18 protein-coding genes and 1 tRNA gene are annotated in these 22,565 nt (G+C 68.7%); 8 read left to right on the forward strand and 11 right to left on the reverse strand.

The window, feature by feature from the left end:
* Window positions 1-53: 53 nt before the first annotated feature.
* From AAF604_00065 to AAF604_00075, 3 genes are read left to right on the forward strand one after another with little or no spacing between them, the layout of a single operon-like run.
* Entirely contained in the window at window positions 54-2,543 is a 2,490-nt protein-coding gene (locus AAF604_00065) for a LamG-like jellyroll fold domain-containing protein (GenBank protein MEM7048017.1), read from the forward strand.
* 1 nt (window position 2,544) lies between these two features.
* A complete protein-coding gene (locus AAF604_00070; GenBank protein ID MEM7048018.1) occupies window positions 2,545-3,954 on the forward strand; it encodes an MBOAT family protein in 1,410 nt (469 codons plus the stop codon).
* The gene (locus AAF604_00075) at window positions 3,954-5,108 is read left to right on the forward strand and encodes a hypothetical protein (GenBank protein MEM7048019.1); all 1,155 of its coding nucleotides are present in this window, start codon (window positions 3,954-3,956) and stop codon (window positions 5,106-5,108) included. The genes AAF604_00070 and AAF604_00075 overlap by 1 nt, the downstream gene beginning before the upstream one ends.
* A gap of 47 nt (window positions 5,109-5,155) precedes the next feature.
* Here the strand turns inward: AAF604_00075 and AAF604_00080 are convergent, their stop codons facing one another.
* The 3 genes from AAF604_00080 to AAF604_00090 are packed head-to-tail and all read right to left on the reverse strand — an operon-like array spanning window position 5,156 to window position 8,486.
* Window positions 5,156-6,046: a 5'-3' exonuclease H3TH domain-containing protein gene (locus tag AAF604_00080; protein ID MEM7048020.1), complete on the reverse strand. Its 891-nt coding sequence runs from the start codon at window positions 6,044-6,046 to the stop codon at window positions 5,156-5,158.
* Window positions 6,039-7,373 carry a hypothetical protein gene (locus AAF604_00085; protein ID MEM7048021.1) on the reverse strand — a complete coding sequence of 445 codons (1,335 nt, stop codon included), beginning with the start codon at window positions 7,371-7,373 and terminating at the stop codon, window positions 6,039-6,041. The genes AAF604_00080 and AAF604_00085 overlap by 8 nt, the downstream gene beginning before the upstream one ends.
* A gap of 9 nt (window positions 7,374-7,382) precedes the next feature.
* Window positions 7,383-8,486, reverse strand: coding sequence for a hydroxymethylglutaryl-CoA synthase (locus tag AAF604_00090; protein ID MEM7048022.1), 1,104 nt, complete (start codon window positions 8,484-8,486; stop codon window positions 7,383-7,385).
* Between the two features lie 81 nt (window positions 8,487-8,567).
* Between AAF604_00090 and AAF604_00095 the strand changes: the two genes are divergently transcribed.
* Both AAF604_00095 and AAF604_00100 read left to right on the forward strand, forming a co-directional pair.
* Window positions 8,568-9,776 (forward strand): endonuclease/exonuclease/phosphatase family protein, encoded by a 1,209-nt coding sequence (locus AAF604_00095; GenBank protein MEM7048023.1) that lies wholly within the window; start codon window positions 8,568-8,570, stop codon window positions 9,774-9,776.
* On the forward strand, window positions 9,773-10,426 hold the full coding sequence (locus tag AAF604_00100; GenBank protein MEM7048024.1) for a hypothetical protein: 654 nt from the start codon (window positions 9,773-9,775) through the stop codon (window positions 10,424-10,426). Before AAF604_00095 ends, AAF604_00100 begins: the two co-directional genes overlap by 4 nt.
* 201 nt (window positions 10,427-10,627) lie before the next feature.
* On the opposite strand, the gene hrpB is transcribed toward AAF604_00100, so the two are convergent.
* The 5 genes from hrpB to AAF604_00125 all read right to left on the reverse strand — a co-directional run bounded on the left by hrpB (window position 10,628) and on the right by AAF604_00125 (window position 15,179).
* Window positions 10,628-13,171, reverse strand: a complete 2,544-nt coding sequence (hrpB, locus tag AAF604_00105; GenBank protein ID MEM7048025.1) for an ATP-dependent helicase HrpB — start codon at window positions 13,169-13,171, stop codon at window positions 10,628-10,630.
* Window positions 13,168-13,899, reverse strand: a complete 732-nt coding sequence (gene bla / locus AAF604_00110; GenBank protein ID MEM7048026.1) for a subclass B1 metallo-beta-lactamase — start codon at window positions 13,897-13,899, stop codon at window positions 13,168-13,170. The genes hrpB and bla overlap by 4 nt, the downstream gene beginning before the upstream one ends.
* A 38-nt stretch (window positions 13,900-13,937) precedes the next feature.
* Window positions 13,938-14,546 carry a hypothetical protein gene (locus tag AAF604_00115; GenBank protein MEM7048027.1) on the reverse strand — a complete coding sequence of 203 codons (609 nt, stop codon included), beginning with the start codon at window positions 14,544-14,546 and terminating at the stop codon, window positions 13,938-13,940.
* A 108-nt stretch (window positions 14,547-14,654) separates the two neighbouring features.
* The gene (locus AAF604_00120) at window positions 14,655-15,071 is read right to left on the reverse strand and encodes a DUF3052 domain-containing protein (protein ID MEM7048028.1); all 417 of its coding nucleotides are present in this window, start codon (window positions 15,069-15,071) and stop codon (window positions 14,655-14,657) included.
* 33 nt (window positions 15,072-15,104) lie between these two features.
* A tRNA-Glu gene (locus AAF604_00125) sits at window positions 15,105-15,179 on the reverse strand.
* 110 nt (window positions 15,180-15,289) lie between these two features.
* On the opposite strand from AAF604_00125, the gene AAF604_00130 reads away from it, so the two are divergent.
* Both AAF604_00130 and AAF604_00135 read left to right on the forward strand, forming a co-directional pair.
* Entirely contained in the window at window positions 15,290-15,691 is a 402-nt protein-coding gene (locus AAF604_00130) for a nuclear transport factor 2 family protein (protein MEM7048029.1), read from the forward strand.
* Window positions 15,688-16,587: a hypothetical protein gene (locus AAF604_00135; protein MEM7048030.1), complete on the forward strand. Its 900-nt coding sequence runs from the start codon at window positions 15,688-15,690 to the stop codon at window positions 16,585-16,587. Before AAF604_00130 ends, AAF604_00135 begins: the two co-directional genes overlap by 4 nt.
* Before the next feature lie 37 nt (window positions 16,588-16,624).
* Here the strand turns inward: AAF604_00135 and AAF604_00140 are convergent, their stop codons facing one another.
* Both AAF604_00140 and AAF604_00145 read right to left on the reverse strand, forming a co-directional pair.
* Window positions 16,625-17,185: an ECF-type sigma factor gene (locus AAF604_00140; GenBank protein MEM7048031.1), complete on the reverse strand. Its 561-nt coding sequence runs from the start codon at window positions 17,183-17,185 to the stop codon at window positions 16,625-16,627.
* On the reverse strand, window positions 17,182-19,551 hold the full coding sequence (locus AAF604_00145; GenBank protein MEM7048032.1) for a serine/threonine-protein kinase: 2,370 nt from the start codon (window positions 19,549-19,551) through the stop codon (window positions 17,182-17,184). Before AAF604_00145 ends, AAF604_00140 begins: the two co-directional genes overlap by 4 nt.
* Window positions 19,552-19,652: 101 nt before the next feature.
* Between AAF604_00145 and AAF604_00150 the strand changes: the two genes are divergently transcribed.
* Entirely contained in the window at window positions 19,653-21,077 is a 1,425-nt protein-coding gene (locus tag AAF604_00150) for a CSLREA domain-containing protein (GenBank protein MEM7048033.1), read from the forward strand.
* Window positions 21,078-21,223: 146 nt separating this feature from the next.
* On the opposite strand, the gene AAF604_00155 is transcribed toward AAF604_00150, so the two are convergent.
* Complete coding sequence (locus AAF604_00155) at window positions 21,224-22,534, reverse strand: amidohydrolase (protein MEM7048034.1); 1,311 nt, start codon at window positions 22,532-22,534, stop codon at window positions 21,224-21,226.
* Window positions 22,535-22,565: the final 31 nt, after the last annotated feature.

The raw sequence follows: 22,565 nt of genomic DNA on the forward strand, positions 1-22,565 counted from the left end.
CGCGCGCGCTACCGTACCCCAAGTGGAGCCCCATGGTGTCGACCGATCCCATCATGAGCCGCCGCAAGGGCAGAGAACTGAGCACCGACCTGCTCTGGCTCGGCCTGGCCTGCGCCCTGGCTCTCGGTCTCTCCTGGCGCACCCTGGCGCCACCGCCGGCGTCGGCGCCGCCACCGCCAGCGCAGGCCTTGGGGGCCGACCATTTGGGGGATGGCTTCGTCATCTGGGAGTCCTCGCGCGACGGCAGCTGGCGCTTGTGGCTGCGCCAGCTCGACGGCAGTGGCCTGCGACCGGTGACACCGCCGGAGCCAGGCCGGAGCCACTGCTGTCCTCACGTTTCGCCGTCGGGAAAGTTTCTCGCCTACCTGAGCTTTCTGCCGCAGGCGCCATCGCCCCGCAGCGGCGAGCTGCGGTTGCTCGAGCTCGCCGGCGGCGGTCAGCAGGTGATTGCGACGGCGCGGGTTCCTTCGGAGCACCGGGTGGCGGTTTGGCGCAGCGACGACGAGCTCATCTATATGGGACCCGAGGGCAGGGCCCGCCGCTGGCGGCGGGGCGGTGAGAGCGATGAGATCCTGACTCCGGAGCCGCCGCCCGACGACGGCTGGTTGCTCGATGCCACCCTCTCCTACGGCACCACCGGCTATCCCACCTTTTCGCCCTTCGACGAGCGGACCCGACGCATCACGCCGCGCCCGACGCGCGCCGGGTGCCAGCCCTATTTCGCCCGCGATGGACAATGGGGCTTTTGGGTCGCCGGCGCCGGCGGTCCCATCAAGCGCCTCGATCTGGCCTCCGGTGCCGTCAGCACGCTGCTCGACAAGGGCGACGATCGCTTGCCGCGGGATCGGGGCTACCTGTACTTCCCGATGGTCTCCGGCGATCAGTCGCTGTTGGCATGGGGAGCCTCCGGCGGGGACCATGCCTTCCACCGGGCCGACTACGACATCTTCGTCGCCGAGCTCGCCGCCGGCGGCCAGCGAATTCGTGGTGAGCCGATTCGCCTGACCCGCCACCCGGCTCCGGACCGCTATCCGGAGATCTTCCGTCGCCCCCTCGAGCTCGGGCGCCACCGCGGTGAGGCGCCTTGGACGATCGCCTTCGGCCAGGCTGGGGAAGAGGTCTGGGAGTGGGATTTCGGCGATGGCCAAGGGCAGCGCGATGCCCTCGGTCGGCATCGCTACGAAGCTCCCGGGGTCTACCAGGTGGTGGCCCGCCGAGAGGGCGAGGAAAGGCGAGGGGTGGTCGAGATCGTTCCGGCAGCGCCGCCGCGGGTTCTGGCCCTCGAGCAGCGCTCCGATCGCCGCCTCCGGGTGCGCTTCGACGAGCCGGTGAAGCTGTCTCCCGAAGTGCGGGTCGAGCTGGCTTCGGGAAGGGCGATCGCCGAGCTGAAGGTGACGGGGGAAGACCACGTTTTGGAGATCACGCTGGTCGATCCTCTCGAGTCGGCCGATCGGCTGCGCCTCGTCGGCGTCGAGGACCTGGCGTCCCCGAGTAACCGTCTGGCGGAGACCCGGCTGGTGATTCCGGCTCCCCGTTGGCCCGCCACCGACCGCGGGCTGCAGTTCCTCTGGGAGTCCTCGCGAGCTTCCAATCGCGTCCCTGATCCCGCAGGCGGTCCGGATCGCAGCTTCGAGCTCGAAGCTCGCGGCCTGGCGCGACTCGATCATGGCGGCACGTTGCGCCCGAGCGGTGGCTTCTTCGCCTCCGCGAACGCCGGACGGGAGTTGCGCCGCGCCCTGCAGCGCACGCAGCGGTTCACCGTCGAGCTCACCTTCGAGCCGCCGCCGGCGGCGCCGCAGCGAGAAGGCGTACTGTTGGCTCTCGGGGAGGGCGGCCGCGCCGGCAATCTCGCGCTGCGTCAGCGGGGGGATGAGCTCTTCTTCGAGCTGCGCACCGGCCGGCGAGACCGGCCGCCTTCGCGGGTTGCCCTGGGAGCCGTGGCGGCAGGGACCGCTAGTCATCTCGCCGTCACCTTCGAGCCCGGGCGGCTGCAGGTCTTTCGCGACGGTCGTTTCGTCGAGGCTTGGCCGATCGAGGGCGATTTCTTTCACTGGCGGGACCGATCGCTTCAGGTCGGCCAAGGATGGGGCGGGAGCGAGCCTTGGCGCGGCCGCCTGTGGGGAGTCGCTTTCTGGGATCGGGTGTTGTCCGCCGAGGAGGTGACGGAGAATTGGCGCCGTCGGCCGCGGCCGGAGAAGGTGTCGGGGACCTGGGTGACGGCCGAGCTGATGGCGCGGTCGACCCTGCCGACCCTGGCCGAGATCGCGCCCTACGATCGCGCGCTAGCGGTCTTTCGCTATCGCCCGCTGGAGCCGACCGCCCTCGGCTCGCCGCTACGCGTCGCCCATTGGGTCCTGCTCGATGGCGAGGAGACCCCCGAGGCGGCCTGGCTGCCGGGTCGGCGAGTGCGCTTGTGGCTCGAGCGTTGGCCGGACAATTCCCAGCTCGAGGGGCGGTTTCTCGCCGACACGCTGACACCAGGAGAGCTCTTCTTCGCCGCACCGGAGCCCCTCGTGAGCTCCCCGGCGGGGCTCGCACCCTGAGATGGTCTTCAGCTCCCATCTCTTCGTCTTTTACTTTCTGCCGCTGGTCCTGGCGGCCTACTGGCTGCTGCCTTCGCTGCGCTGGCGCAACCGTTTCCTGGCCATCGCCAGCTATGGCTTCTACGGCTGGGCCAACCCGGTTTTCTTGCCCTTGATGCTGGCCTCGACGGTGCTCGACTACGGCTGTGGTCGAGTCGTCTCCGGCGACCATCCGCGCCGTTTGCGCCGCCTGGCGGTGGCGGCCTCGGTGGTGGGCAACCTCTCCCTACTGGCCTACTTCAAGTACGCCGGATTCCTCAGTGCCAGCGCCCGCGGGGCGCTCCAGGCGATGGGCTGGGACGCTGTTTGGGAACCGGTCCTCGAGGTCACTCTGCCGGTGGGGATCAGCTTCTACACCTTCCAGTCGATGAGCTACACCCTCGACCTCTATCGCGGTCGCGGCGCGCCCCAGAAGAGCTTCGGCGACTTCGCTTGCTACGTGGCGATGTTTCCCCAGCTCGTGGCCGGGCCGATCCTGCGCTACCGCGAGGTCGCCGAGCAGCTCCGCAGCCGCAGCGGCAGTCTGCCGGCGGCGGCCCGCGGCGCTTCCTTCTTCTGTCTCGGGATGGCGAAAAAAGTGCTGCTGGCGAATCCCTGCGGCGAGATCGCGGACCTCTGTTTCGCGGCCAGCTCGCTACGTCCCTTCGACGCCTGGATCGGTGCCTTCGCCTACGGCTTCCAGATCTACTTCGATTTCTCCGGCTACAGCGACATGGCCATCGGGCTGGGGCTGCTCCTGGGATTCCGCTTCCCCAAGAACTTCGACTCGCCCTATCGCGCCGTCTCGATCACCGACTTTTGGCGCCGCTGGCACATCTCCCTGTCGGCCTGGTTGCGGGACTACCTCTACATCCCCCTCGGCGGGAGCCGGCAGGGGCGCTGGCGCACCTATCGCAACCTGGCGGTGGTCATGCTCCTCGGTGGGCTATGGCACGGCGCCGCCTGGAACTTCGTCGCCTGGGGCGCCTTTCACGGTGGGCTGCTCGCGGTCGAGCGCTGGCTCGGCATCGGCCAGGTCACCTCATCGCGCTGGCGCCCGCTTCGCGCTGCCGTCACCTTCCTGTTGGTGACCATCGGCTGGGTGCTGTTCCGGGCCGATGACCTGCCGGCGGCGGGGCGTTATCTGGGGGCCATGTTCGCTCTGCAGGGAGCTCCCTTGGCGGCCGGTCTCCTCGAGGGCATGCTCTATGTGCCTTACTTCACTCTCACTCTGGCGATCGCCGCGCTGGTGACCTGGCGGGCGCCGCAAACTTGGGACTGGACCCGCAGCCTGAGCCCGTGGCGCGCCGGCGTCGCCCTGGTCCTGTTCGCTTCCGCCCTCTCCTTCCTTTCGACCCAAGGGCACAACCCCTTCATCTACTTCCGCTTCTGATGGCGCGCACCCTCTCTCCGACCGAAGTCTCCGCCGGCACCGCTCGCGGCCTGTTGGTCGTCTTTGTCCTGCTTTTGCTGATCGCACCGCTGTGGGATCAGCTCGCTGGCGACGTGCCCTGGCGGGTCTGGCGCACCTTCGGCGAGCAGCCGAGGATCGCCACCCTGAGCACCGCCATGGAGCGCTTCGAGGACGATCTGGTGGCCGCGAGCCCGGCCGCCCGCTGGGCCCGTCGGCCGGCCCAGTGGAGTCGCTCTCACCTGGAAGGAGGCAATTCTCAAGTGGCGGTGGGGCGGCAGGGATGGTTGTTCCTCCGCCCCGGCACCTTGTCGCTGCTGCAGCCCACCGCCGACGACTCGCCGCAGCGCGCCACGGTGGCCTTCGCGAAGCTGCTGGCCCGCCAGGGCATCGATCTCGTGGTGGTTCCCGCGCCGTCGAAGGCGGCGCTGGTTCCGCAACGCTTGGCGCCGCGGCTGGCGGCACCGCAGCAGCCCCTCATGGGGCCCGCCGAGCGGGTTTGGCGATCCGCCCTGTGGGAAGCGGGAGTCGAGCTCTACGATCCGGCTCCGGACCTGCTCCAGCGGCTCGGCGAGGGGGCCTTTCTGAAGTCCGACAGTCACTGGAGCCCGGCGGCCGTCGAGTTGGTGGCGGCTCGCCTTGCCGAGCGCCTGGCGCCGCGGCTCTCGTCCGCGGAGGCAGCCGCCACCTGGACCCGCCGACCGGTCGAGGTGGTTGGACGGGGCGATCTGAGGGATTCCCTCGGCGGCGAGCCGGGAGCCGAGGAAAGGGTGATGGTGCAGCAGGTCACCGCGCCGCAGGGCGAGCTCTGGGGCCCGCAACCGGGAGCTCCGGTGCTGCTCCTCGGCGACAGCTTCAGCAACGTATTCTCGGACGAGCGCCTGGGCTGGGGGCGGGGCGCCGGCCTCGCCGAACAGCTCGCCTTTCGCTTGCAGGTGGCCGTTGATCGCCTGGCGATCGATGCCGGCGGCGCCAACGGCGCACGTCAGCGGCTGCGGGCCCGCTCGGCAGCCGGAGACGATGTCCTGACCGCGACGCGGGTGGTGGTGTGGCAGGTCGCCGGGCGCGAGATCGCCGCCGGCGGCTGGGAGGTGATGGCGAGTCTCGAAGGCCCGGAGACCGTGGTTGAGCCCTAGCCCGCGCTTCTCGCGAGGAGACCTCGTGAGAAAGGCGGGCTGATTCGTCAGTCGTCGGCCCAGTGCGGGATGCGCTCCCGGATGGTGCCGAAGCCGAGGCTTTCGAACAGCGGGTCGATGAGCTCTCGCCGGGCGCCGCGTAGCTCGAGATCGTCGAGGCTGGCGGACACCGGGCCCTGATCGAGAATGGTCGCCAGCCGCAGGGACAGCTCGGCCTGGTCGCGGTGCTCGCGCAGCTTGCGCTCGAGGGAGGCGGCTCCGCGCAGGGGCAAGGACGGCACCTCGTCGAGGCGGCGATAGATCTCTTCGACGCCGCCGAGGGCCTGAATCAGCGCCGCCGCCGACTTCTTGCCGATCCCCGGCACGCCGGGAATGTTGTCCACCGTGTCGCCGGCGAGGGCCAGAAAGTCCTGAATGTGCTGGGGCGGTACGCCGAACTTCTCCTCGACCTCGGCGGGTCCATAACGCTGGCCCTTGGCGAAATCGAACAGCTCGACCTGATCGTCGACCAGTTGGGCGAGGTCCTTGTCGGAGGTCACCACCACGGCGCGGTGGCCGGCGGCGGTCATCTGGCGGGCCAGGATGCCGCACAGGTCGTCGGCCTCGAGGGAGTTGTCGATGAAGGTCTTGACGCCCAGCGCCTCGGCGATCTCGCGACAGCGCGCGACCTGGGCTTTCAGGGACTCCGGCGGGGCGTCGCGCTGCGCCTTGTAGGGCGGGTAGATCTCACTGCGGAAGCTCGCCGACAGGCGGCCGTCGAAGTTGCAGGCCAGGTGGCTGGGCTCTTCCTCGGTGAACAGCCGGAGCAAGAAAGAGGCGAAGCCGTAGATCGCGTTGACCGGCTGGCCGTCGCGATCGGTCATCGACTCGGGCAGGGAGAAAAATGCCCGGAAGATGTAGGGGCTGGCGTCGATCAGGTAGACCGTGCGCTCAGCCATGGGCCGAGGCCACCGGCAGCAGGGCGGAGGCGGTGCGAGGCGAGTTGAGGAGCGACTCGAAGACCTCCCAGCGGCGCTCCGGCGCCTCGACGGTGCCGCCCTGGGACTCGACGAACTGGCGCACCAGGTCGCGTCCCAGGTTGTAGTTGATGACATAGCTGCGATAGCGGTCGACAAAGCGCACCCGCTGCTCGGCGCGCGGCCGGTCGTACATCGCGAAGCGCTCCAGCCAGTCGGCGGCGCCGGCGGCGTCGATCTCGCCGTCGAGATAGCGGCGCGCCGCTTCGTTGCCGGCGTAGGACAGGCCAGACACCAGCTCGGCGACCTCCGCGAACTCGCCGGCACGCTCCGGATCGAGGCCGGCGAGGGGGTAGAGCACGTCGCGCTCGAAGGCGGTTCGCTCGGCGCCCGGGAAGGCCACCTCGATGCCGAAGTTGGCCGTCCCTTCGGCGATCAGGGACATCGGCGAGAACAGCGGATAGACCGACAGCTCGCGCCAGCCGCGGGCGATCACCAGATCGCGCTCGAGCAGCAGGTTGTAGACGTGATGGCCGGGGTAGCCCTCGTGGCAGGCCAGGTCGACGGCGCGGTCGATGGTGATCGGCAGGTCGGTATTGACCTGGATCAGGCTCTTGAAGCCGCCCTGGTACCAGTTGTAGGCGCTCCACGGCTGGTCCGACACGTACTCGACCTCGAAGCTCTCGCCGGCCGGCAGCTCGAGGTACTGGGCGGTGCGCCGACGACACTCCTGGATGGCGGCATCGAACACCGCCGGAAGCTTCTCCGGGGGAATCTCGAAGGCCTTGCGCCAGGCGGCGAAACGCTCCGTCAGGCTGCCGGCGCCCGGCAGGCGGCCCTCGAGCTGGGTCAGGATCTCGGCGAAGTGGGCTTCTTCGTGATGGGGCGCGACGGCATCGTAGAGCAGCTCCGACTCCTGGTCGAAGCTCTTCCGCTCGCCGGCGAGCATGGCGATGCGGGTCTCGATGGCGCGCAGTTGGAGATCGAAAAAGCTCTGCCGGCGCTGATCCACTTCCTCGGAGGGGGCAGGGAGCCGTCGGACCTCGTCGCGCAGTGCCCGAGCCGTGTCGGCGAGCTCGGTGAGAGGTCGAGGCTCGCCCTGGTCCGCCTCCTGGCGCCACTCGCTGGGTCCGTAATAGGCATCGACGAAGTCGGCATCATGGCGACCGACGGCGAGCACCAGGCGGACATAGCCTTCGGCGATTTCGTTCATGGTGGTGGTTCCTTCGGAGGCAGGGGGCGTTCCCGGGCCGCAGGCGGCGAGCAGGCCCAGAAGCGTCAGCGCGGCGAGCAGTGGTCGAAGGCTCATGGTCTTTTCTCAGGCGCGCAGTCGGGTGTATTCGTCGGCATCGATGTGGCGTCGCTGGGCGAGGTCCGCCGTGATGTCCTGCCGCCAGGCGCCTTCCGCCGCCGCCGGGCCGGCGACCAGCGTCAGGAGCTCGGCACCGAAGCCGGAGCCATAGGAGAAGGCAGCGATGCGTTTCCCCGGATCGAGGCCGGCGAGGGCTTCGGCGACGGCGATCCACAGGCTCGCCGTGTAGGCGTTGCCGCAGGCGCGATTCCAGCCCATCGTGGGATCGACCTTGTCGCGGAAGAGCTGCTCCGTCTCGGTTTCCGAAAGACCGAGCGCTTCGCCGATCTGGGCCACCGCCTTCTTGACCATCTTGGGGAACGGCACGTGGAAGCATAGCGCGTCGAGATCCCCGAGGGCCTGGCGCGCTTCGCCGTCACCGATGTAGGCGCGGAAGCAGGCTTCGGCGGCGCGCCGGTAGCAGTCGAGGCTCAACGGCCCTTCGACATTGGGAAAGGCCTGTCCCACCGGACGCCAGAAGTCGAAGGCCGGCTCGCTGTAGGGAAAGGAAGCGGTTTCGATGGCGGCGACACGGGGCTCGTCGATCACCATCGCGACGGCGCCGGCGCCCTGGGTGGGCTCGCCGGGGTCGCCCGGTGCGTAGAGGGCGATGTCGGCGGCGATCACCAGCGCCGCCTTGCCGCCGGAGGCACCGGAGAGGCGCCACTCGGTTCCCTGACGCAGGGCGAGAGTGCCGCCGTAGCAGGCGTGCTTGACTTCGTAGGACCGTACCGCCCCGGAAAGGCCGAGGCCATCGGCCACCCAGGCGCTCAGGGGACGGCTCATGTCCATCGCGGTCTCGGTGCCCACCGCCAACAGAGCGATTTCGGCCGGGTCGCCGCCCCAGCGCTCGAGGGCGCGGCGAGCGGCGGTGGTGGCGAGGTCGACGACTCCGTAGTCGGTCGGACACAGGGCCATTTCCCGGCAGCCGAGGCCGAGGGTGTACTTGTTCGGGTCGACATTGCGCAGCCGCGCCAGCTCCTCGACCGGCAAGGCGAGTGGTGGTAGGCAGAGTCCGATCGCGGCGATGCCGGTGGCCCCCGGAGCTCCCTGATCGTTCTGTTGGCTCATAAGTCGGGGAGTGTACCGACGCCGGGCGGCGAGTGTCCAATGGTGTTTTCGAGACCATCGACACAGTAGAATTCGTTCACCATGAAGACATTCGCGTCGCTCTCTCTGACGCTCTCGCTGCTGGTCGTCGCCTGTGCCGGTTCGGATTCGACGGAGGAGGCTGCGGTGGTCGATTCGCCGGCGGTTCCGATTCGCGTCGCCCTGTTCAATATCAAGGAGCTGTCGACGCAAGCCCTCGCCGACGCCAGCGGCGAGCAACTGCGCGCCGCGGCGGAGATCATCGGGCGGATCCAGCCGGACATTTTGGTGCTGCAGGAGATCGACCACGATCTGTCCCGGCCGGACGACCTGGCCGCCAACGCCCGGCGCTTCGCCGAGGCCTTTCTGGGCGAGCAGGTCTCGCTGCCCTACGCCTATGCGGCGCCCTGCAATACCGGTCGCCTCTCCGGCATCGATCTCGATGGCGACGGCCAGGTCGCCACCGCCGAGGATGTCGGTACGCGCCAGCACGGCGGCGACAGCTACGGCTTCGGCACCTATCCAGGGCAGTACTCGATGGCGGTTTTGTCGCGCTACCCGATCGCCGGCGACGATGCGCGCACCTTCCAGAATTTCCCCTGGCGCTATCTTCCCGGGAACCACCTGCCGAAGGACTTCTACTCGGCGCCAGCGGTCGAGCGCCTGCGGCTGTCGAGCAAGTCCCATTGGGATTTACCGATCGAGGTCGGCGAGAAGCGCTTGCATCTCTGGATCAGTCACCCAACGCCGCCGGCCTTCGATGGCGACGAGGATCGCAACGGTCGCCGAAACTTCGACGAGATCAAGCTCTGGGTGGATTACCTGGAAGGGGTCGAAGCCCTGGTCGACGACCAGGGACGGAGCGGCGGTTTCGCCTCCGCGGCGCCGTTCGTGATCGTGGGCGACCTCAACGCCCGGCCCAACGAAGAAACCTCGCTCTATGACGGCCGCACCGCAATCTCCCAGCTCCTCGACCACCGCGACATCATCGATCCGGTGGAGCATCTGGTTAGCTCCGGAGCGCGCGCCCACCTCGCCGCTTACCTGCGCGAAGGCGGCCCCAAGGCTCGTCCTCCCTCGGGACCTCCGGGGATGGCGACGGCGACCTTCCTCGGCGGCTCGCGGGTCGACTATCTGCTGCCGCGCCAAAACCTGGGAGTGATCGACGGTGGGGTCTTCTGGCCCTCCGAGGAGGAAGATGCGACCGGCTACCGGCTGGCGGAAGAAGCCTCCGATCATCGCCTCGTCTGGCTCGACCTGGTGATGCCATGAGGGCGGCGCGAAGATCGCTGCGGCCGGTCCACGCTCTGGGACTGCTCTTCGCCATCCTGGTGACGCTACCCGCAATCGGCGATCCGATCGATGCCGTGTTCTTCGATCTCGGCAATACGCTGGTCGAGGATCGCGGCGACGGCGTGTTCGTCGTGCGCGACGGGGCCGCGGCCACCGTCGCCGGGCTCCAGGGCCTCGGCATCGGCCTGGGCATCATCACCAATGTGCCGGCTGGCTGGGACCTCGATGACCTGCGAGCCCTGCTCGAGGAGCCCGAGTTCCTCGACCAGTTCGATCCCGTGGTGCTGTCCTCGCAAGCGCCGGCTCCGAAGCCCGATCCACGCATCTACACCCACGCCCATGGCCTGCTGACGCCCGCCGTGGCGATCACGGCGACGGCATTCGTCGGCGAGACCCTCGCTGAGATCGCCGATGCCGAGGTCGATCCGACCAGCGGCGCTCGCTCCGTCGGCATGATCGGCATCCACCTGTCGGCCGGGCCGCCGAGTCCGCTGGCGGACGAAACCGTGGCGCCGGACGACCTGCCCGCGATCGTCGACCTGGTGCGTGCCTCGCGCGGCATCTTCGGCGACGGCTTCGAAACCGGCGATACCTCCGCCTGGGACGGCACCAGCTCCGTCACCCGCTGAGCTCCTCTCCGCTCGCCACTTCGCCGCGCTTGGCTGTCTCGGTCCAAGCGCCGAACGGCACTATTCAGGTGCAATCGGAGTCATGCTCAAGTTTGGATTATTAGGGGCCGCGTCAAGGCCGCGGATCGCCCCCTTTTACGAGCTCCCAGTTCTTTTCTTTCGGCCCTCTCTCGCGACGGCAAACGTGGGGGAGGGCTCTTTTTATCTCGACGAGCGTCGCCGACGGATCGGTGTCGCCTCGGCGCTCCAGGGGTCGGCCGGCCAGGCGTGCTTGGGATAGCGCCCCTGGAGCTCCTTGCGCACCTCGGCGTAGGTGCTGTTCCAGAATCCGGCGAGGTCGCGAGTGACCTGCTGGGGACGGAAATTCGGCGCCAGCAGGTGCAAGAGCAGAGGCACCCGGCCAGCGGCGACGGTGGGCGTTTCGTGCCAGCCGAAGAGCTCCTGGATACGGGCTTCGAGGATCGGCGGCTCGTCCACGCGATAACGAATCGCGGCGCGTCGACCGCTCGGCACCTCGATGCGCGCCGGCACCTCGCGATCGAGCACCGTCATGGCATCGAAGGGCAGAGCGCCCCGCAAGATGTCCAGGATCGGTCGGCGGGCGACAGCGCCGAGGTCTCGGCAACCTTGACAAAGGGACGGCAATAGCGGCTCCCAGAAGCCTTCGTCGATGGCCGGCAGGTCGAGCTCCGGGCGCCAGCGGCGCAGGCAGGCCCAGCGGGCGAGAAAGGACTCCAGGGGGTCGCGATCGAGCCCGAGGCTGCCCGTCAGATCATCTCGGACCGTCGTCACCAGCGCCTCCTGCGCTTGCTCCGGAGTCACCGCGATCTCGACCTCGGAGAGCGGCAGACCGAGGAAGAGGCGCTGTCGAAATGCCCTGGCGCGTCCGGCCTCTGCATCCCAGGCGACGCGCTCTTGCTCATCGATCAGGCGAGCGTCGATCAGACCCTCCGGGATCGGCTCGTAGAGCCACAGTCGGTCATCCCTCCCGGCTCGCGACTGGACCTCGAGAGCGAGAATCAGGCCCTGCGGGACGTGATCTTCGATCTCGACCGCTCTGCCGCCGACGCGCCGGCCGCGAGCGGCGCCGGGGCTGGCGCGCCGAACGGCGGTGAGGCGGTCCGGAAAGGCTGCCAGGAGGGCGCGGCGGAGGGCATCGGCCTCCCGGCCGGTCGGGCTCGATGGTTGGGACCCCGCACCTTCGACCTCGCTTTCATCCTGGGACAGGGTGCGGCAGAGCTGATCCCTCACCTGGAGCAGGTAGCGGGCGGCGCCGGGCCGAAATCCCGCCGAGGGCACCGAACCGCCTTCCGCGAAGTCTTCGAGGGCTTCGAGACGGGGCAGGAGAGCCGCGGCGCGCGCCCCCCTGGCGAAGGGACTGCGCTCCGCCAGGAGAGCGGCGGCGAGAGCCCCGCGCCGACCGCAGCCGCCTCGCTCGGCGGTGATCAAGAGCGCTGCCAGGCGCGGCGACAGGGGCAGCTTCGCCATCCGCCGGCCGAGGGCGGTGAGACCGATGGCGGAGTGGGCTCCCAACTGGCCGAGGAGCTCGAGGGCCTGTCCGACACTGGAGGAGCGTGGGGCCTCGAACCATGGGAAACCTGCGGGATCCGGCTCTCCCCAGGCGAGGAGCTGGAGCACCGGACCGCTGAGGTCGATGCGTCGTACCTCCGGCGCGTCCCGTTCGCGCCGGCCACGCTGGTCGTGCTCGCTCCACAGGCGCAGGCAGCGGCCCGGACCGAGGCGGCCAGCCCGGCCCGTCCGTTGATCCGCCGCGGCTCGACTGATACGCACCAGCTCGAGACGGTTGAGGCCGGTGGCCGGGTCGAAGCGCAATTGCCGGGCCCAGCCCGAGTCGACCACCGTGGTGATGCCTTCGACGGTCACCGAGGTTTCCGCCACGTTGGTGGCCAGTACGACCCGGCGCAGCGGTCCGGCGCGCAGGGCGCGATCCTGATCGCGCGGCGAGAGATTGCCGAACAGCGGCACCAGATCGACCGAGGGGAGGTCTGCGAGGTGGCCGCGAGTGCGCTCGATCTCGCCGACTCCCGGCAGAAAGGCCAACACGTCGCCGCCGTTCGGGTCGTCGGCCAGGACACGCCGAATCGCCCGCGCGGTGCGGGCAGCGATCTCCCGCGGCGAGGGCGAGAGCTCGTCGGTGCCGGTGTCGTACTCGACCGCCACCGGATGCAGGAAACCCTCGCTTTCGACCGCCGGGCAGTCGCCGAGGAAGGTGGTGATGGGCTGCGGATCGAGGGTCGCCGACATCACCACCAGGCGCAGCTCGGGCCGGATCTCGCACTGCACCCGGCGCGCCAGGGCGAGGGCGAGATCGCTGTCCAGGCGGCGCTCGTGAAACTCGTCGAAGATCAGCGCGCCGACCCCCTCCAGGAAGGGGTCCGCCTGCAGGCGCTGTAGCAGGATGCCCTCGGTCATCACCACCAGCCGGGAGTCTGCGCCGGCGCGGTGATCGAAGCGCACCCGGTAGCCGACCTCTGCGCCGAGCTTGGCGCCGCGCTCGTCGGCGATGCGCCGGGCCGCGGCGCGGGCCGCCAAACGGCGCGGCTGAACCATCCAGACGGCGCCGAGGCCGGCATCGAGCAGCGCTGGCGGAACCCGAGTGGTCTTGCCGGCACCGGTGGGGGCGCGCAGCACCAGGGACGAGCCGTCTTGCAAGTGGCCGAGAATCTCGGGCAAGACGCCATCGATCGGCAGCGGGGCCGAGGGCGGAGGTCGCTTTGGGCTCACGGGGAGGAGTGGTCTTCGGCCAAACGGCGGGTCGCGGGCAAGAGCTCGAAGTCGCCCGGCGGGCCATGTCCCGGCACGACGATGCGGGCCTGGGGGTAGCGCCGCTCGAGGCGGGCGATGGTGGCGGCCCAGCCCTCCGGCACCGCGTCTTCGAGATTGCCCAGACCCTTGGCGCCAGCCCTTCTCACCAGGCAGCCCCCGAATAGCACCCTGGCCTCCGCGAGCCAGACGACGGCGTTGTCGGGAGTATGCCCGGGGCCGGGGTAGAAGATCTCGCCAGCCACTCCCCAGCCGTTGAGGGAGGCGCGGCGGAAGACCCGGTGGAGGGGCCGCGGCCAGCCACCGGCGACGGCGAGTCGGGCGGTGGAGCGCAGGCTCAGGGTTGGAATGCCGCGGTCGTGAACTTCGGCGATGCCGCCGAGCCGATCGTCGTGGAAGTGGGTCACCACGACGAGCTCGATGCGGCCGAAGCGCTCCGTCACGCGGTCGAGCAGCTCAACGGTCGCTGGCAGGCCCCAGGCGGTGTCGATCAGGATGACGCCGCGCTCAGAGCGCACGATCAGGCCATTGGAGGGAAAGGGTCCGATTCCCTCGAGCTCCTGATACGAGATGTGGCGCCAGACGCCGGGTGCGAGTTCCTCGATGCGCAGCTCGTCGGCGGTGAGCGATGCCGGCGGGACGAAGACCAGCAGAAGGACAAGTAGAGGCCATCGCGACAAGGCTGCCATGGGGCGATTATTCCCCATGGCGCGCCGTCACGACAGCTTCAGCGAGCCGTCCAGGGGAAGGTCGCCTCGCGACCGCCACCGTAGCGCCGATTCGCCTCGTCGACGGTCAGGCGGTCGAGCTTCATCTCGGCCTGATGGCTTTCATCGCCGAGGCGGTAGCTCAGGGTGAAGGCCAAGCTGGTGGCGTAGCTGAAGATCGGAACCTGGGCAGGCTCCCATTTGGCGATGCCGCTCGCCGGTACCGTCACCAGATGGTCGAGCTCCGCGCTGTGGCGACCGAGAGTCACCGACTCCACCACGATCTCCATCGACTCGGGCTGCAGGTTGTGGAAATAGAGCGTGATCAGGCCACCGGCGCTGAGATCGTCGGGGCCGAGCAGGCCCATCGCTCGGCGAAAGTCGTAAACGCCGGGAACGCGCTTCTTGATCTGGTCGACGACGGCGTGGAGGCCGACGGTCTCCCCGGCCAGGTACTGGGCGGTCTCGAAGTACTTGGAGTAGCGGGTGGTGGTGACCTTGCCGGTATCGCCGTCGACGGTGGTGACGGCGAGGCCGCCGGCGGAGCAGCCGGCCTGCAGCAGGCAGAGGGCCAGCAGGACAGAGACCGGGCAGGGACGAAGACGGAGGATCGAGCTTCGAGCGGTCATGGGAAATCTCCCAGGGAAAGCTCACGGCGGCGGGCGTCGAGCCGGTGTCAATACGTGATCGCGACTCGACCTTAGCATCCGTCCGCCGTCGGCCGAAGAGGGAGAAATTCAGCGCGAGCCGCGCAGCTCTTTGCGAATCACCAGCTTCAGCCCCGACCACACCTCGTCGACGGCGCACACCTTGACATCCACCAATCCGAGCGGCAGGGCGACCGCTCGCACCACATCCTCGGTGACGTCCGTCGGCACCTTCGAGGCCTTCTTCGGCCACGAGACCCAGAGGGCGCCATCAGGCCGAATACTTGCGAGGCACTGCGGAACCCGTCGTTCCAACACCCGGCGTTGGTCGCTGAACAGATGCACCAGGTCGAGATCCCTACCCAGCCGACTGAGAATCCGAACCCTCGGCGGCAGCGGCGCCACCAGCTCCCGGTAGTGCTCCGGAGCATTCAGCAGCGCGACCCGAAAGCCCTCCTTGTAGCCGAGCTTGCGAGCCAGGGGAGTGGCGGAATATCCGGCAGGCATGGGCGGGCGATGAGAATGGGTGGAAGAGAGAAATGGTGTCCCCAACGGGATTCGAACCCGTGTTGCCGCCTTGAAAGGGCGGTGTCCTAACCCCTAGACGATGGGGACACGTAGATGCCGGCACCGGACGGTGTCGGCAGGAGAAACTGTAGCATGATTTAGGACGTAAGGAGGACCCTCGGCGGGGTGGTCAATGGACTCTCGATGGGAGGCATGGGATGAGCAAGGGGACGCCTGAGGAGTTGGTTCGCCGGCTGAACGAGACTTGGCTGGCGGGGGATCTCGTGGAGTTGGCGGCCTGCTTCGATTCGGCGGCGGTTTTGCTGCCGCCGGGAGGTGGTGAGGCGATCGTGGGCCGCGATGGGATCATCGATGGCTATCGCCAGTACCTCGCCGCGGCGACGACCCATGAATTCGAGGTGCGGTCTGTCGAGACCTTCTCCTTCGGAGAGACCGCGGTGGTTCACCTGCGCTTCGAGGTCGAGTATTCGTTCGGCGAGGAGCGCTCCCGCGAGAGCGGTCTCGAGATCTATGTGCTGCGCCGCGACGACGCTGGGTGGCGGGTGGTGTGGCGCGCTCAGAAGCCGCTGCCCGGCGATGCCGAGGGCGGGGAGGCATGATCACCAAGGGACGTCTGCTCGCCGTGGTGGTCGGTCTCGCCCTGTTGGTGCTGGGCTCTTACTGGCTCTTGGGCTGGAGCCGACTGGAGAGCTATCAGCCGGGTGATGTCGGCGCGTTTCAGGCTCCCTTTCGCACCATGGCGGAGCACAATCAGGTGATGCGGGGGAGGGAGTGGCCCTACATCCTGGAGCTCGAGGCAGCCTCGGGCGCTCTGCTCTACTTCGGTTCGCGCCATACGGACGATCCGACGGATCCCCAGATCGCCCAGATGGCGGCGCGCTGGGATGCCTTCAGTCCCACCGTTGCGCTCACCGAGAACCGCCTCGGCCTGTTCATCGGGACGCCGGCGATGGGGATTTCGGCCTTCGGCGAGTTCGCCCAGGCGGCGGCCCTGGGGCGGCGCGACGATCTGCCGGTCTATAGCCTCGAGCCGACCTGGGAGGTGGAAGTGGCGGAGATGAAGGCCGCCTTTCCGGTGGCGGAGGTGACTCTCTTCTACACCCTGCGAGTGTTCATGAGCGAGCGTGGAAGCGAGCGCGACCGCGCCGCCCTCGACCGGCTGGCGAGCCACCTTCTCGAGAAGCGCGGCTCGCGTCCCGGTCTCGAAGGCTCGCTGCCGGATCTCGCTGCCTTCGATCGCCTGTGGGACGAGCGCTTCGGTGACCTCGGGCCTTGGCGCGAGCTGCCTCGCGAGGCCTGCGACCCGAGCGCCGAGCCGACCCGGCTGCAGGCCCTGGCGGTGCTCGCCAACGAGGTGAGGGATCGCCACGCTGCCCGGGTTCTGATCGACCTGGTGTCCCGCGGCGAGCGCGTCTTCGCCATCGCCGGCGGCAGTCACGTCGTCAAGCAGGAACCTGTGCTGCGGGCGGCCCTCGGGCTGTCGCAGGTCGACTGAGGGCGCAGCCTTCGGTGACCAGGTCGGGCGAAGGCCCTCAGGGCAGGAGCTCGGAGCGCAGCCAGGCGCGCGCCGCCAGCCAATCGCGCTGCACCGTTTTGGTGGAGAGGCCGAGGGTGGAGGCTGTTTCGGCGAGGGACAACCCGGCAAAGAAGCGCAGCTCGACCACCTGGTGAGCCCGGGCGCTCGAGGCGCGCAGGCGTTCGAGGGCTTCGTCGAGGGCGACCAACTCGACATCCGCGCCCGGTGCCTGCAGCCAGGGCAGGACTTCCTCGATCGGCTCGCGTTTCTGCTCGCCGCCGCGCTTGGCGGCGAGGCGCTGGCGGGCGGCATCGACCAGAATCCGCCGCATGGTGACGGCGGCGGCGGCGAGAAAGTCCTGACGGTCGGCGGGTAGCAGCCGATGTTGATCGCTGAGCCGCACGTAAGCCTCGTGGACCAATGCGGTGGTCGACAGGGTGCGCTCCGGGCGCTCGCCGCGCACCTGGCGCCGGGCCACCGCCCGCAGCTCCTGGTAGAGCAGGGGAACGAGCTGGTCGAGGGCTTGGTCGTCGCCCTGGCGCAGGCGGGCGAGCCAGTGGGTGATGCCGGCGGTCATCGGCCGTCTGCCGATGGCTCGAGGCGCTCGAGGGCGGTCAAGGCGCGCTGTCGTTGGGGGTCATCGCCCGCCATCGCCGCGGCGGCGCGGCGCAGGAAGGTCTTCGCTTCGCCTGGACGCCCGCCTTCGGCCAGCAACTCGCCCAGGCGCAGCCAGGAGGAGGCGATGTAAGGGTGCCCGGCGGGCAGAGAAGCCTCGTCGATGGCGAGGGAGGCGCGCAGCGCCCGCTCGGCGCCGGCGAGGTCGCCGTGGTCCCACAGCGCTTCGGCCAATCCGAAGAGGCCGACGCCGACCCGCGGATGGCTTTCGCCGAGGGAGCTCTGCCACTGCTCGATCGCCTCTTCGAAGAGGACGATCGCCTCGGCTTCGCGGTCGAGGTCGTCGAGCAGGTTGGCGAGGTTGTTCTTGACCGTCGCCACGCTCGGGTGATCCGGGCCGAGGCGAGTCTGGCGAATCGCGAGGATGCGTTGGTAAAGCTGCTCGGCCTCGGCGAGGTCGTCTCTTTCGGCGCGCTGTAGGAGGAAGGCCGCCAAGCCGTTCAGGCTCTGCAGGGTATCGAGGTGATCTCGGCCGAAGAGCTCTTCGCGGAGGGTGACGGCACGGCGGACGAGGGCTTCGGTTTCGCTGCGTTGCGACGGCTCTGCGGCCGCCAGTAGCACGATCGCGAGATTGTGGACGCTCTCCGCCACCTCCGGGTGACTCCGACCGTGGACCCCTTCGCGCAGCGCCAGGGACTCGCGCAGCAGTGCCTCGGCGGCGGACCAGTCGCCTTCGTCTTGACGCACCGTGGCGAGGCTGACGAGGCTGTAGGCGAGCTCCGCCGGCGGCGTGTCGGAGCGTTGGCGGCGCAGGACGAGGGCCTCTTCGGCGAGCTGGCGGGCCCGCGGTAGCTGGCCGAGGTTGCCGTGGAAGCGCGCCAGCCGGCTGAGCAGGGCCGCCAGTAGCTGGGGACGGTCGGCGAGCTGGCGCCGCAGGCCGGACTCGCGGCTTTCGAGAAACTCGCCCAGGGTGGTGGTGTTGCGCAGCCCTTCGCCGTCGGCATAGGGATCGACGGAGAACAGGTCGGTGACGAACTCCGAGACCTGGCGGGCGTTGTCGCGCTCCCAGCGCGCCTGATCGCGCTGCTCGGCGAGCACGAAGGACTGCTGCCAGGCATAGGTGGCGAAGCCGATGACGAGCAGCGCAATGGCGGCCGCGGCCGCCACCGCTCCACGATGGCGGCGGGCGAACTTGCCGGCCAGGTAGAGGAGATGGTCCGGCTGGGCCCAGATCGGTCGTCCCTGACGAAACAGGCGCAGGTCTTCCGCCAGGCGATCGACCGAGGGATAGCGCCGTTCCGGATCGCGCTGCAGAGCTTTGGTGAGGATGGTCGTGAGGTCGCCGCGCAGGGCCCGGATCAGCGCCGCCGGCGTGGTCGAGCGCAGTTGGGCGACCTCAACCGGGGCGCCGTCGAGGATCTGTTCCGGCCGCTTCATGGCCTCCGCTTCGACGGACCGCACGAGCTCGCTCCAGGTGCCCTGAGGGCGATCGTAGGGGCGCTGCCCGGTGAGCAGCTCGAAGAGCAAGATGCCGAGGGCGTAGATGTCCGTGGCGGTGGTGATGGCGCCCCCGAGGATCTGCTCCGGACTGGCGTACTCCGGGGTCGCCAGGCGTTGGACGGTGCGGGTCAGGCCTTCGCCGCCGTCGTCGAGGAGCTTGGCGATGCCGAAGTCGAGCAGCCGGACGTCGCCGCCTTCAGCGACCAGGATGTTGGCCGGCTTGAGGTCGCGGTGGACGACCAGGTTGGCGTGGGCGTAGGAGACCGCGTCGCAGACCGCGAGGAAGAGCTCGAGCCGCTGATCGACGCTCAGTCGAAGCTGGTCCGCCGCCGTCGTGATGGCCTCCCCTTGAACATACTCGAGGACCAGGTAGGGAACCTCGTGCTCGTCGATGCCGCCGTCGAGAAGCATGGCGATACCGCGATGGGAGAGGCGCCCGAGAACCTGCCGTTCGAGGGCGAAGCGCTGGCGGAGCTCGGCGCTGCGCCAGCCGGAGCGCAGGCGCTTGAGGGCGACCTGACGCCGGTAGTCGGGGTCTTCGTGCTGCGCCAGCCAGACCTCGCCCATGCCGCCCTCGCCGAGCAGTGAGAGCAGGCGGTAGCCCCCGATCACCTGCTGCGCCGCACCCGGTTCGCTCCCCGAGGATTCGACGAGGGCTTCCGCCAGCAGCCCGCGATCGTCGTCGTGGGAGGCGAGCATGGCTGCCAAAGCACCGGATAGCTGCTCATCGAGGTCGAGCTCGGCGAGGCGGCGTTCACGCTCCGTGGGCGTCAGGGCGCAGAGCTCCTCGAAGTGAGTTGCGAGCCGCTCCCAATCGTCAGGATGCACCGTGGTCGATCTCCAAGACATACCTATGCCTGTAAAAGTCTACCGCTCGAATGTCCACTCTTCGCTGCCTTTTCCGCCATCACCGGAAAAGGAGGTTCTCAATGCTCGGACGTTACGCAGTGCTCTTGGCTCTCATCGCTGTCCTGTGGAGTAGCGCCCCGATCTCCGGGGCGATTCTGGAGGTCACCACCGATGTGGATATGGATGCCGCGGATGGAAAATGCTCGCTCCGCGAGGCGATCCTGGCGGCGAACCTGGACGCCACTTACCAGGAGTGCGATGCCGGCTCGGGTGTCGACCGTATCGGCTTCGCTCTCGAGCTCCCGGCCACCATCGTTCTGACCGACTCGCTACCGGCGATCACCGGTCCGCTTCGCATCGACGGACCTGGTCGCGACCTCCTGACGATCGACGGCGACGACCAATTCCGCCCCTTCGAGCTCGATTCGCCGACCGACGATGCCCTGCTGGTGGTGCGCGACCTCAAGTTGACGAACGGCCGGTCTTCGACCAGCGATTTCGGCGGAGCGGTTCGCATTGCGCCGCGCGAATCGGCGATCTTTCGGCGTGTCGACTTCGTCGCCAACCGCGCTGCCAACGGTGGCGGCGCGGTTTTTGTCGCCGCCACCAGCGGCACCACCGACCTGTCGACCTTCGTCACCTTCGAGGACTGCTACTTCCTCAAGAACCTTGCCGAAGGGCCTTCCGGCGGCGGAGCCATCCAGGCCTCGACGGTGTCGGAGGTGCGCCTCTTCGATAGCACTCTGGCCGGCAATCAGGCCCAGGCCGGCGCCGGCGGCGGGCTCGCCTGTCAGCGCTGCAGCGCCGTCATCGAGCGCAGCACCCTGAGCAGCAATATCGCCGACCAGTCCGGAGGTGGTGTCTTCGTGCTGGCCAACTCTGGGATCGAGGTCTCGCTCACCCTGCGTCACTCGACCATCTTCCGCAATATGGCGGGCGACCCGATCAACAACGGTGGTGGTGGCCTCAGTCTCTCTGGCAGTCAGACCACCCATCTGACCCTGGAGAACACCGTCGTGGCCGAGAATGTCGACAGCACCTTTCCGGAGGATCCCGACGTCGCGTGCGGCTCGGCGGTCCAGCTGGTCGCGACCGGCTTCTCGTTTCTGGGCGCCAACGATGGATGCTCGTCCCTTTTTCCGGCGGCCAATCCGAACGGCGACGACAACTACGTCGGCACCGTGGCCGTCCCGCTGGTGCCGTTGCTCGGAGATCTCGTCTTCGACAGTGGTCTCGCGGTGCCGGTCCATTTGCCGTCGCTGGGGCCCATCTCACCGCTTCTCGACCAAGGCGACTGCCGAGGCGAGCGCACCGACCAGCGGGGCTTCGGCAACCCGGTCACCGGCGGACGCATCGTCGACCTCATCCCGGTGTCCAATGCCGCCAACGGCGATGGCTGTGACATCGGTGCCATCGAGCGCAGCGCCGAGCCGATGCCGGCGGAGATCTTCAGCGACGGCTTCGAGAGTGCCGACCTCTCCGCCTGGACGGGGATCGAGAGCTAGCAGGCTGCCGAAAAAGTCCGCTTCGCGACTTTTCCAGCGCTGCTAGGGACGAATCAGTGGTTCCGGCGGCCCTCTTCATCGACGGCTTCGAGTCCGGCACCAATCTGTCGTGGACCGGGCGGGTCCTGTAGGCTGCGGCGCGGCTCCTACGGTGTCGCCCCACGCAGGTAATCGAGCAGCAGATTGGACATCACCCGCATGCCGACGGCGACGGAGCTGTCGTCGGCGCGGAAGGTCGGAGTGTGGTGCGAGCCCGAGGTGGTTCCCGGCTTGACCATGCCGAGGCGGTAGTAGAAGCCCGGGACCTCATTGGCGAAGTACGCGAAGTCCTCGCCGCCCATGGTGGGCGGAATGACTTCGACGTTCTCCGCGCCGAGCACTCGATGGAGAGTGGGCGCCATGCGCGCGGTGAGGTCGCGATCATTGAGGGTGGCCGGGGTGACCCGCACGTACTCGAGGTCGTAGCTGCCGCCGGCAGCGGTGGTCAGCCCGCGGAGGATCTCGTTCATTCGCTGCTCGACCTGGTTCTGGGCCTCGGCGCTGTAGGTTCGGACGGTGCCTTCGAGGTGGACGCTTCCGGGAATGATGTTGAAGCGCGTGCCGCCCTGTACCATCCCGACCGTCACGACGCTCGGCTCCAGCGGGTCGAGGGTGCGCGAACGGATGGTCTGGAAGGCGCTGATCACCTGGGCCGCCAGCACCACCGTGTCGATGCCCTGGTGGGGGGCCGCCCCGTGGCTCTGCTTGCCATGGAGGTCGATACGAAAGTGATCGACGGCGGCAAAGGCCGGCCCCGGCGTGTAGCCCGCCTTGCCGACCTCCATCGAGGCGAAGGTGTGGAGGCCGAACACCGCCTCCGGCCGGGGGTCGGCGAAGGCTCCCTCTTCGACCATCATGATGGCGCCCCCTTCTTCCCCCTCCGGAGGGCCTTCCTCCGCCGGCTGAAAGATGAACAGGACCGTTCCGGGGATCTCGTCCTTGAGGGAGGCGAGCACCGAGGCGACGCCGAGCTGCACGGCGGTGTGAATGTCGTGGCCGCAGGCGTGGCTGACGCCGACCTCTTGTCCGAGGTACTCGGTGCGCACCGTCGAGCGGAAAGGCAGATCGGTGTCTTCCGTCACCGGCAGGGCGTCCATGTCCGCCCGTACCGCCACCACCGGCCCCGGCTTGCCGCCTTCGAGGACGGCCACCACGCCGGTGTGGGCGACGCCGGTGCGCAGGCCGGTGAAGCCGAGCTTCTCGAGGTGGCTCTGGACCAGCTCGGCGGTCTTGAACTCGCGGTTGCCGAGCTCCGGGTACTGATGGATCCGGTGTCGCAGCTCGATGATCTCCGGCTCGAAGCGGTCGACTGCGGCCTCGACGGCGGTGTCGAAGGGGCCCGCCGGCTCTGCCAGGGCGCTGGCGGTCGGGATCAGGGCGAGGAGCAGGGCGATGGCGAGGAGGCGGGAGATTCGCATGGGGCTCTCCGGGAAGCGAGTTCGAAATGCG

The organism is Acidobacteriota bacterium (assembly GCA_039028635.1).
Taxonomy (GTDB): Bacteria; Acidobacteriota; Thermoanaerobaculia; order Multivoradales; family JBCCEF01; genus JBCCEF01.

Coding starts and splice junctions, on each gene's coding strand:
- AAF604_00065 (MEM7048017.1), top strand. CDS start 54: ATGAGCCGCCGCAAGGGCAGAGAACTGAGCACCGACCTGCTCTGGCTC.
- AAF604_00070 (MEM7048018.1), top strand. CDS start 2,545: ATGGTCTTCAGCTCCCATCTCTTCGTCTTTTACTTTCTGCCGCTGGTC.
- AAF604_00075 (MEM7048019.1), top strand. CDS start 3,954: ATGGCGCGCACCCTCTCTCCGACCGAAGTCTCCGCCGGCACCGCTCGC.
- AAF604_00080 (MEM7048020.1), bottom strand. CDS start 6,046: ATGGCTGAGCGCACGGTCTACCTGATCGACGCCAGCCCCTACATCTTC.
- AAF604_00085 (MEM7048021.1), bottom strand. CDS start 7,373: ATGAGCCTTCGACCACTGCTCGCCGCGCTGACGCTTCTGGGCCTGCTC.
- AAF604_00090 (MEM7048022.1), bottom strand. CDS start 8,486: ATGAGCCAACAGAACGATCAGGGAGCTCCGGGGGCCACCGGCATCGCC.
- AAF604_00095 (MEM7048023.1), top strand. CDS start 8,568: ATGAAGACATTCGCGTCGCTCTCTCTGACGCTCTCGCTGCTGGTCGTC.
- AAF604_00100 (MEM7048024.1), top strand. CDS start 9,773: ATGAGGGCGGCGCGAAGATCGCTGCGGCCGGTCCACGCTCTGGGACTG.
- bla (MEM7048026.1), bottom strand. CDS start 13,899: ATGGCAGCCTTGTCGCGATGGCCTCTACTTGTCCTTCTGCTGGTCTTC.
- AAF604_00115 (MEM7048027.1), bottom strand. CDS start 14,546: ATGACCGCTCGAAGCTCGATCCTCCGTCTTCGTCCCTGCCCGGTCTCT.
- AAF604_00120 (MEM7048028.1), bottom strand. CDS start 15,071: ATGCCTGCCGGATATTCCGCCACTCCCCTGGCTCGCAAGCTCGGCTAC.
- AAF604_00130 (MEM7048029.1), top strand. CDS start 15,290: ATGAGCAAGGGGACGCCTGAGGAGTTGGTTCGCCGGCTGAACGAGACT.
- AAF604_00135 (MEM7048030.1), top strand. CDS start 15,688: ATGATCACCAAGGGACGTCTGCTCGCCGTGGTGGTCGGTCTCGCCCTG.
- AAF604_00140 (MEM7048031.1), bottom strand. CDS start 17,185: ATGACCGCCGGCATCACCCACTGGCTCGCCCGCCTGCGCCAGGGCGAC.
- AAF604_00150 (MEM7048033.1), top strand. CDS start 19,653: ATGCTCGGACGTTACGCAGTGCTCTTGGCTCTCATCGCTGTCCTGTGG.
- AAF604_00155 (MEM7048034.1), bottom strand. CDS start 22,534: ATGCGAATCTCCCGCCTCCTCGCCATCGCCCTGCTCCTCGCCCTGATC.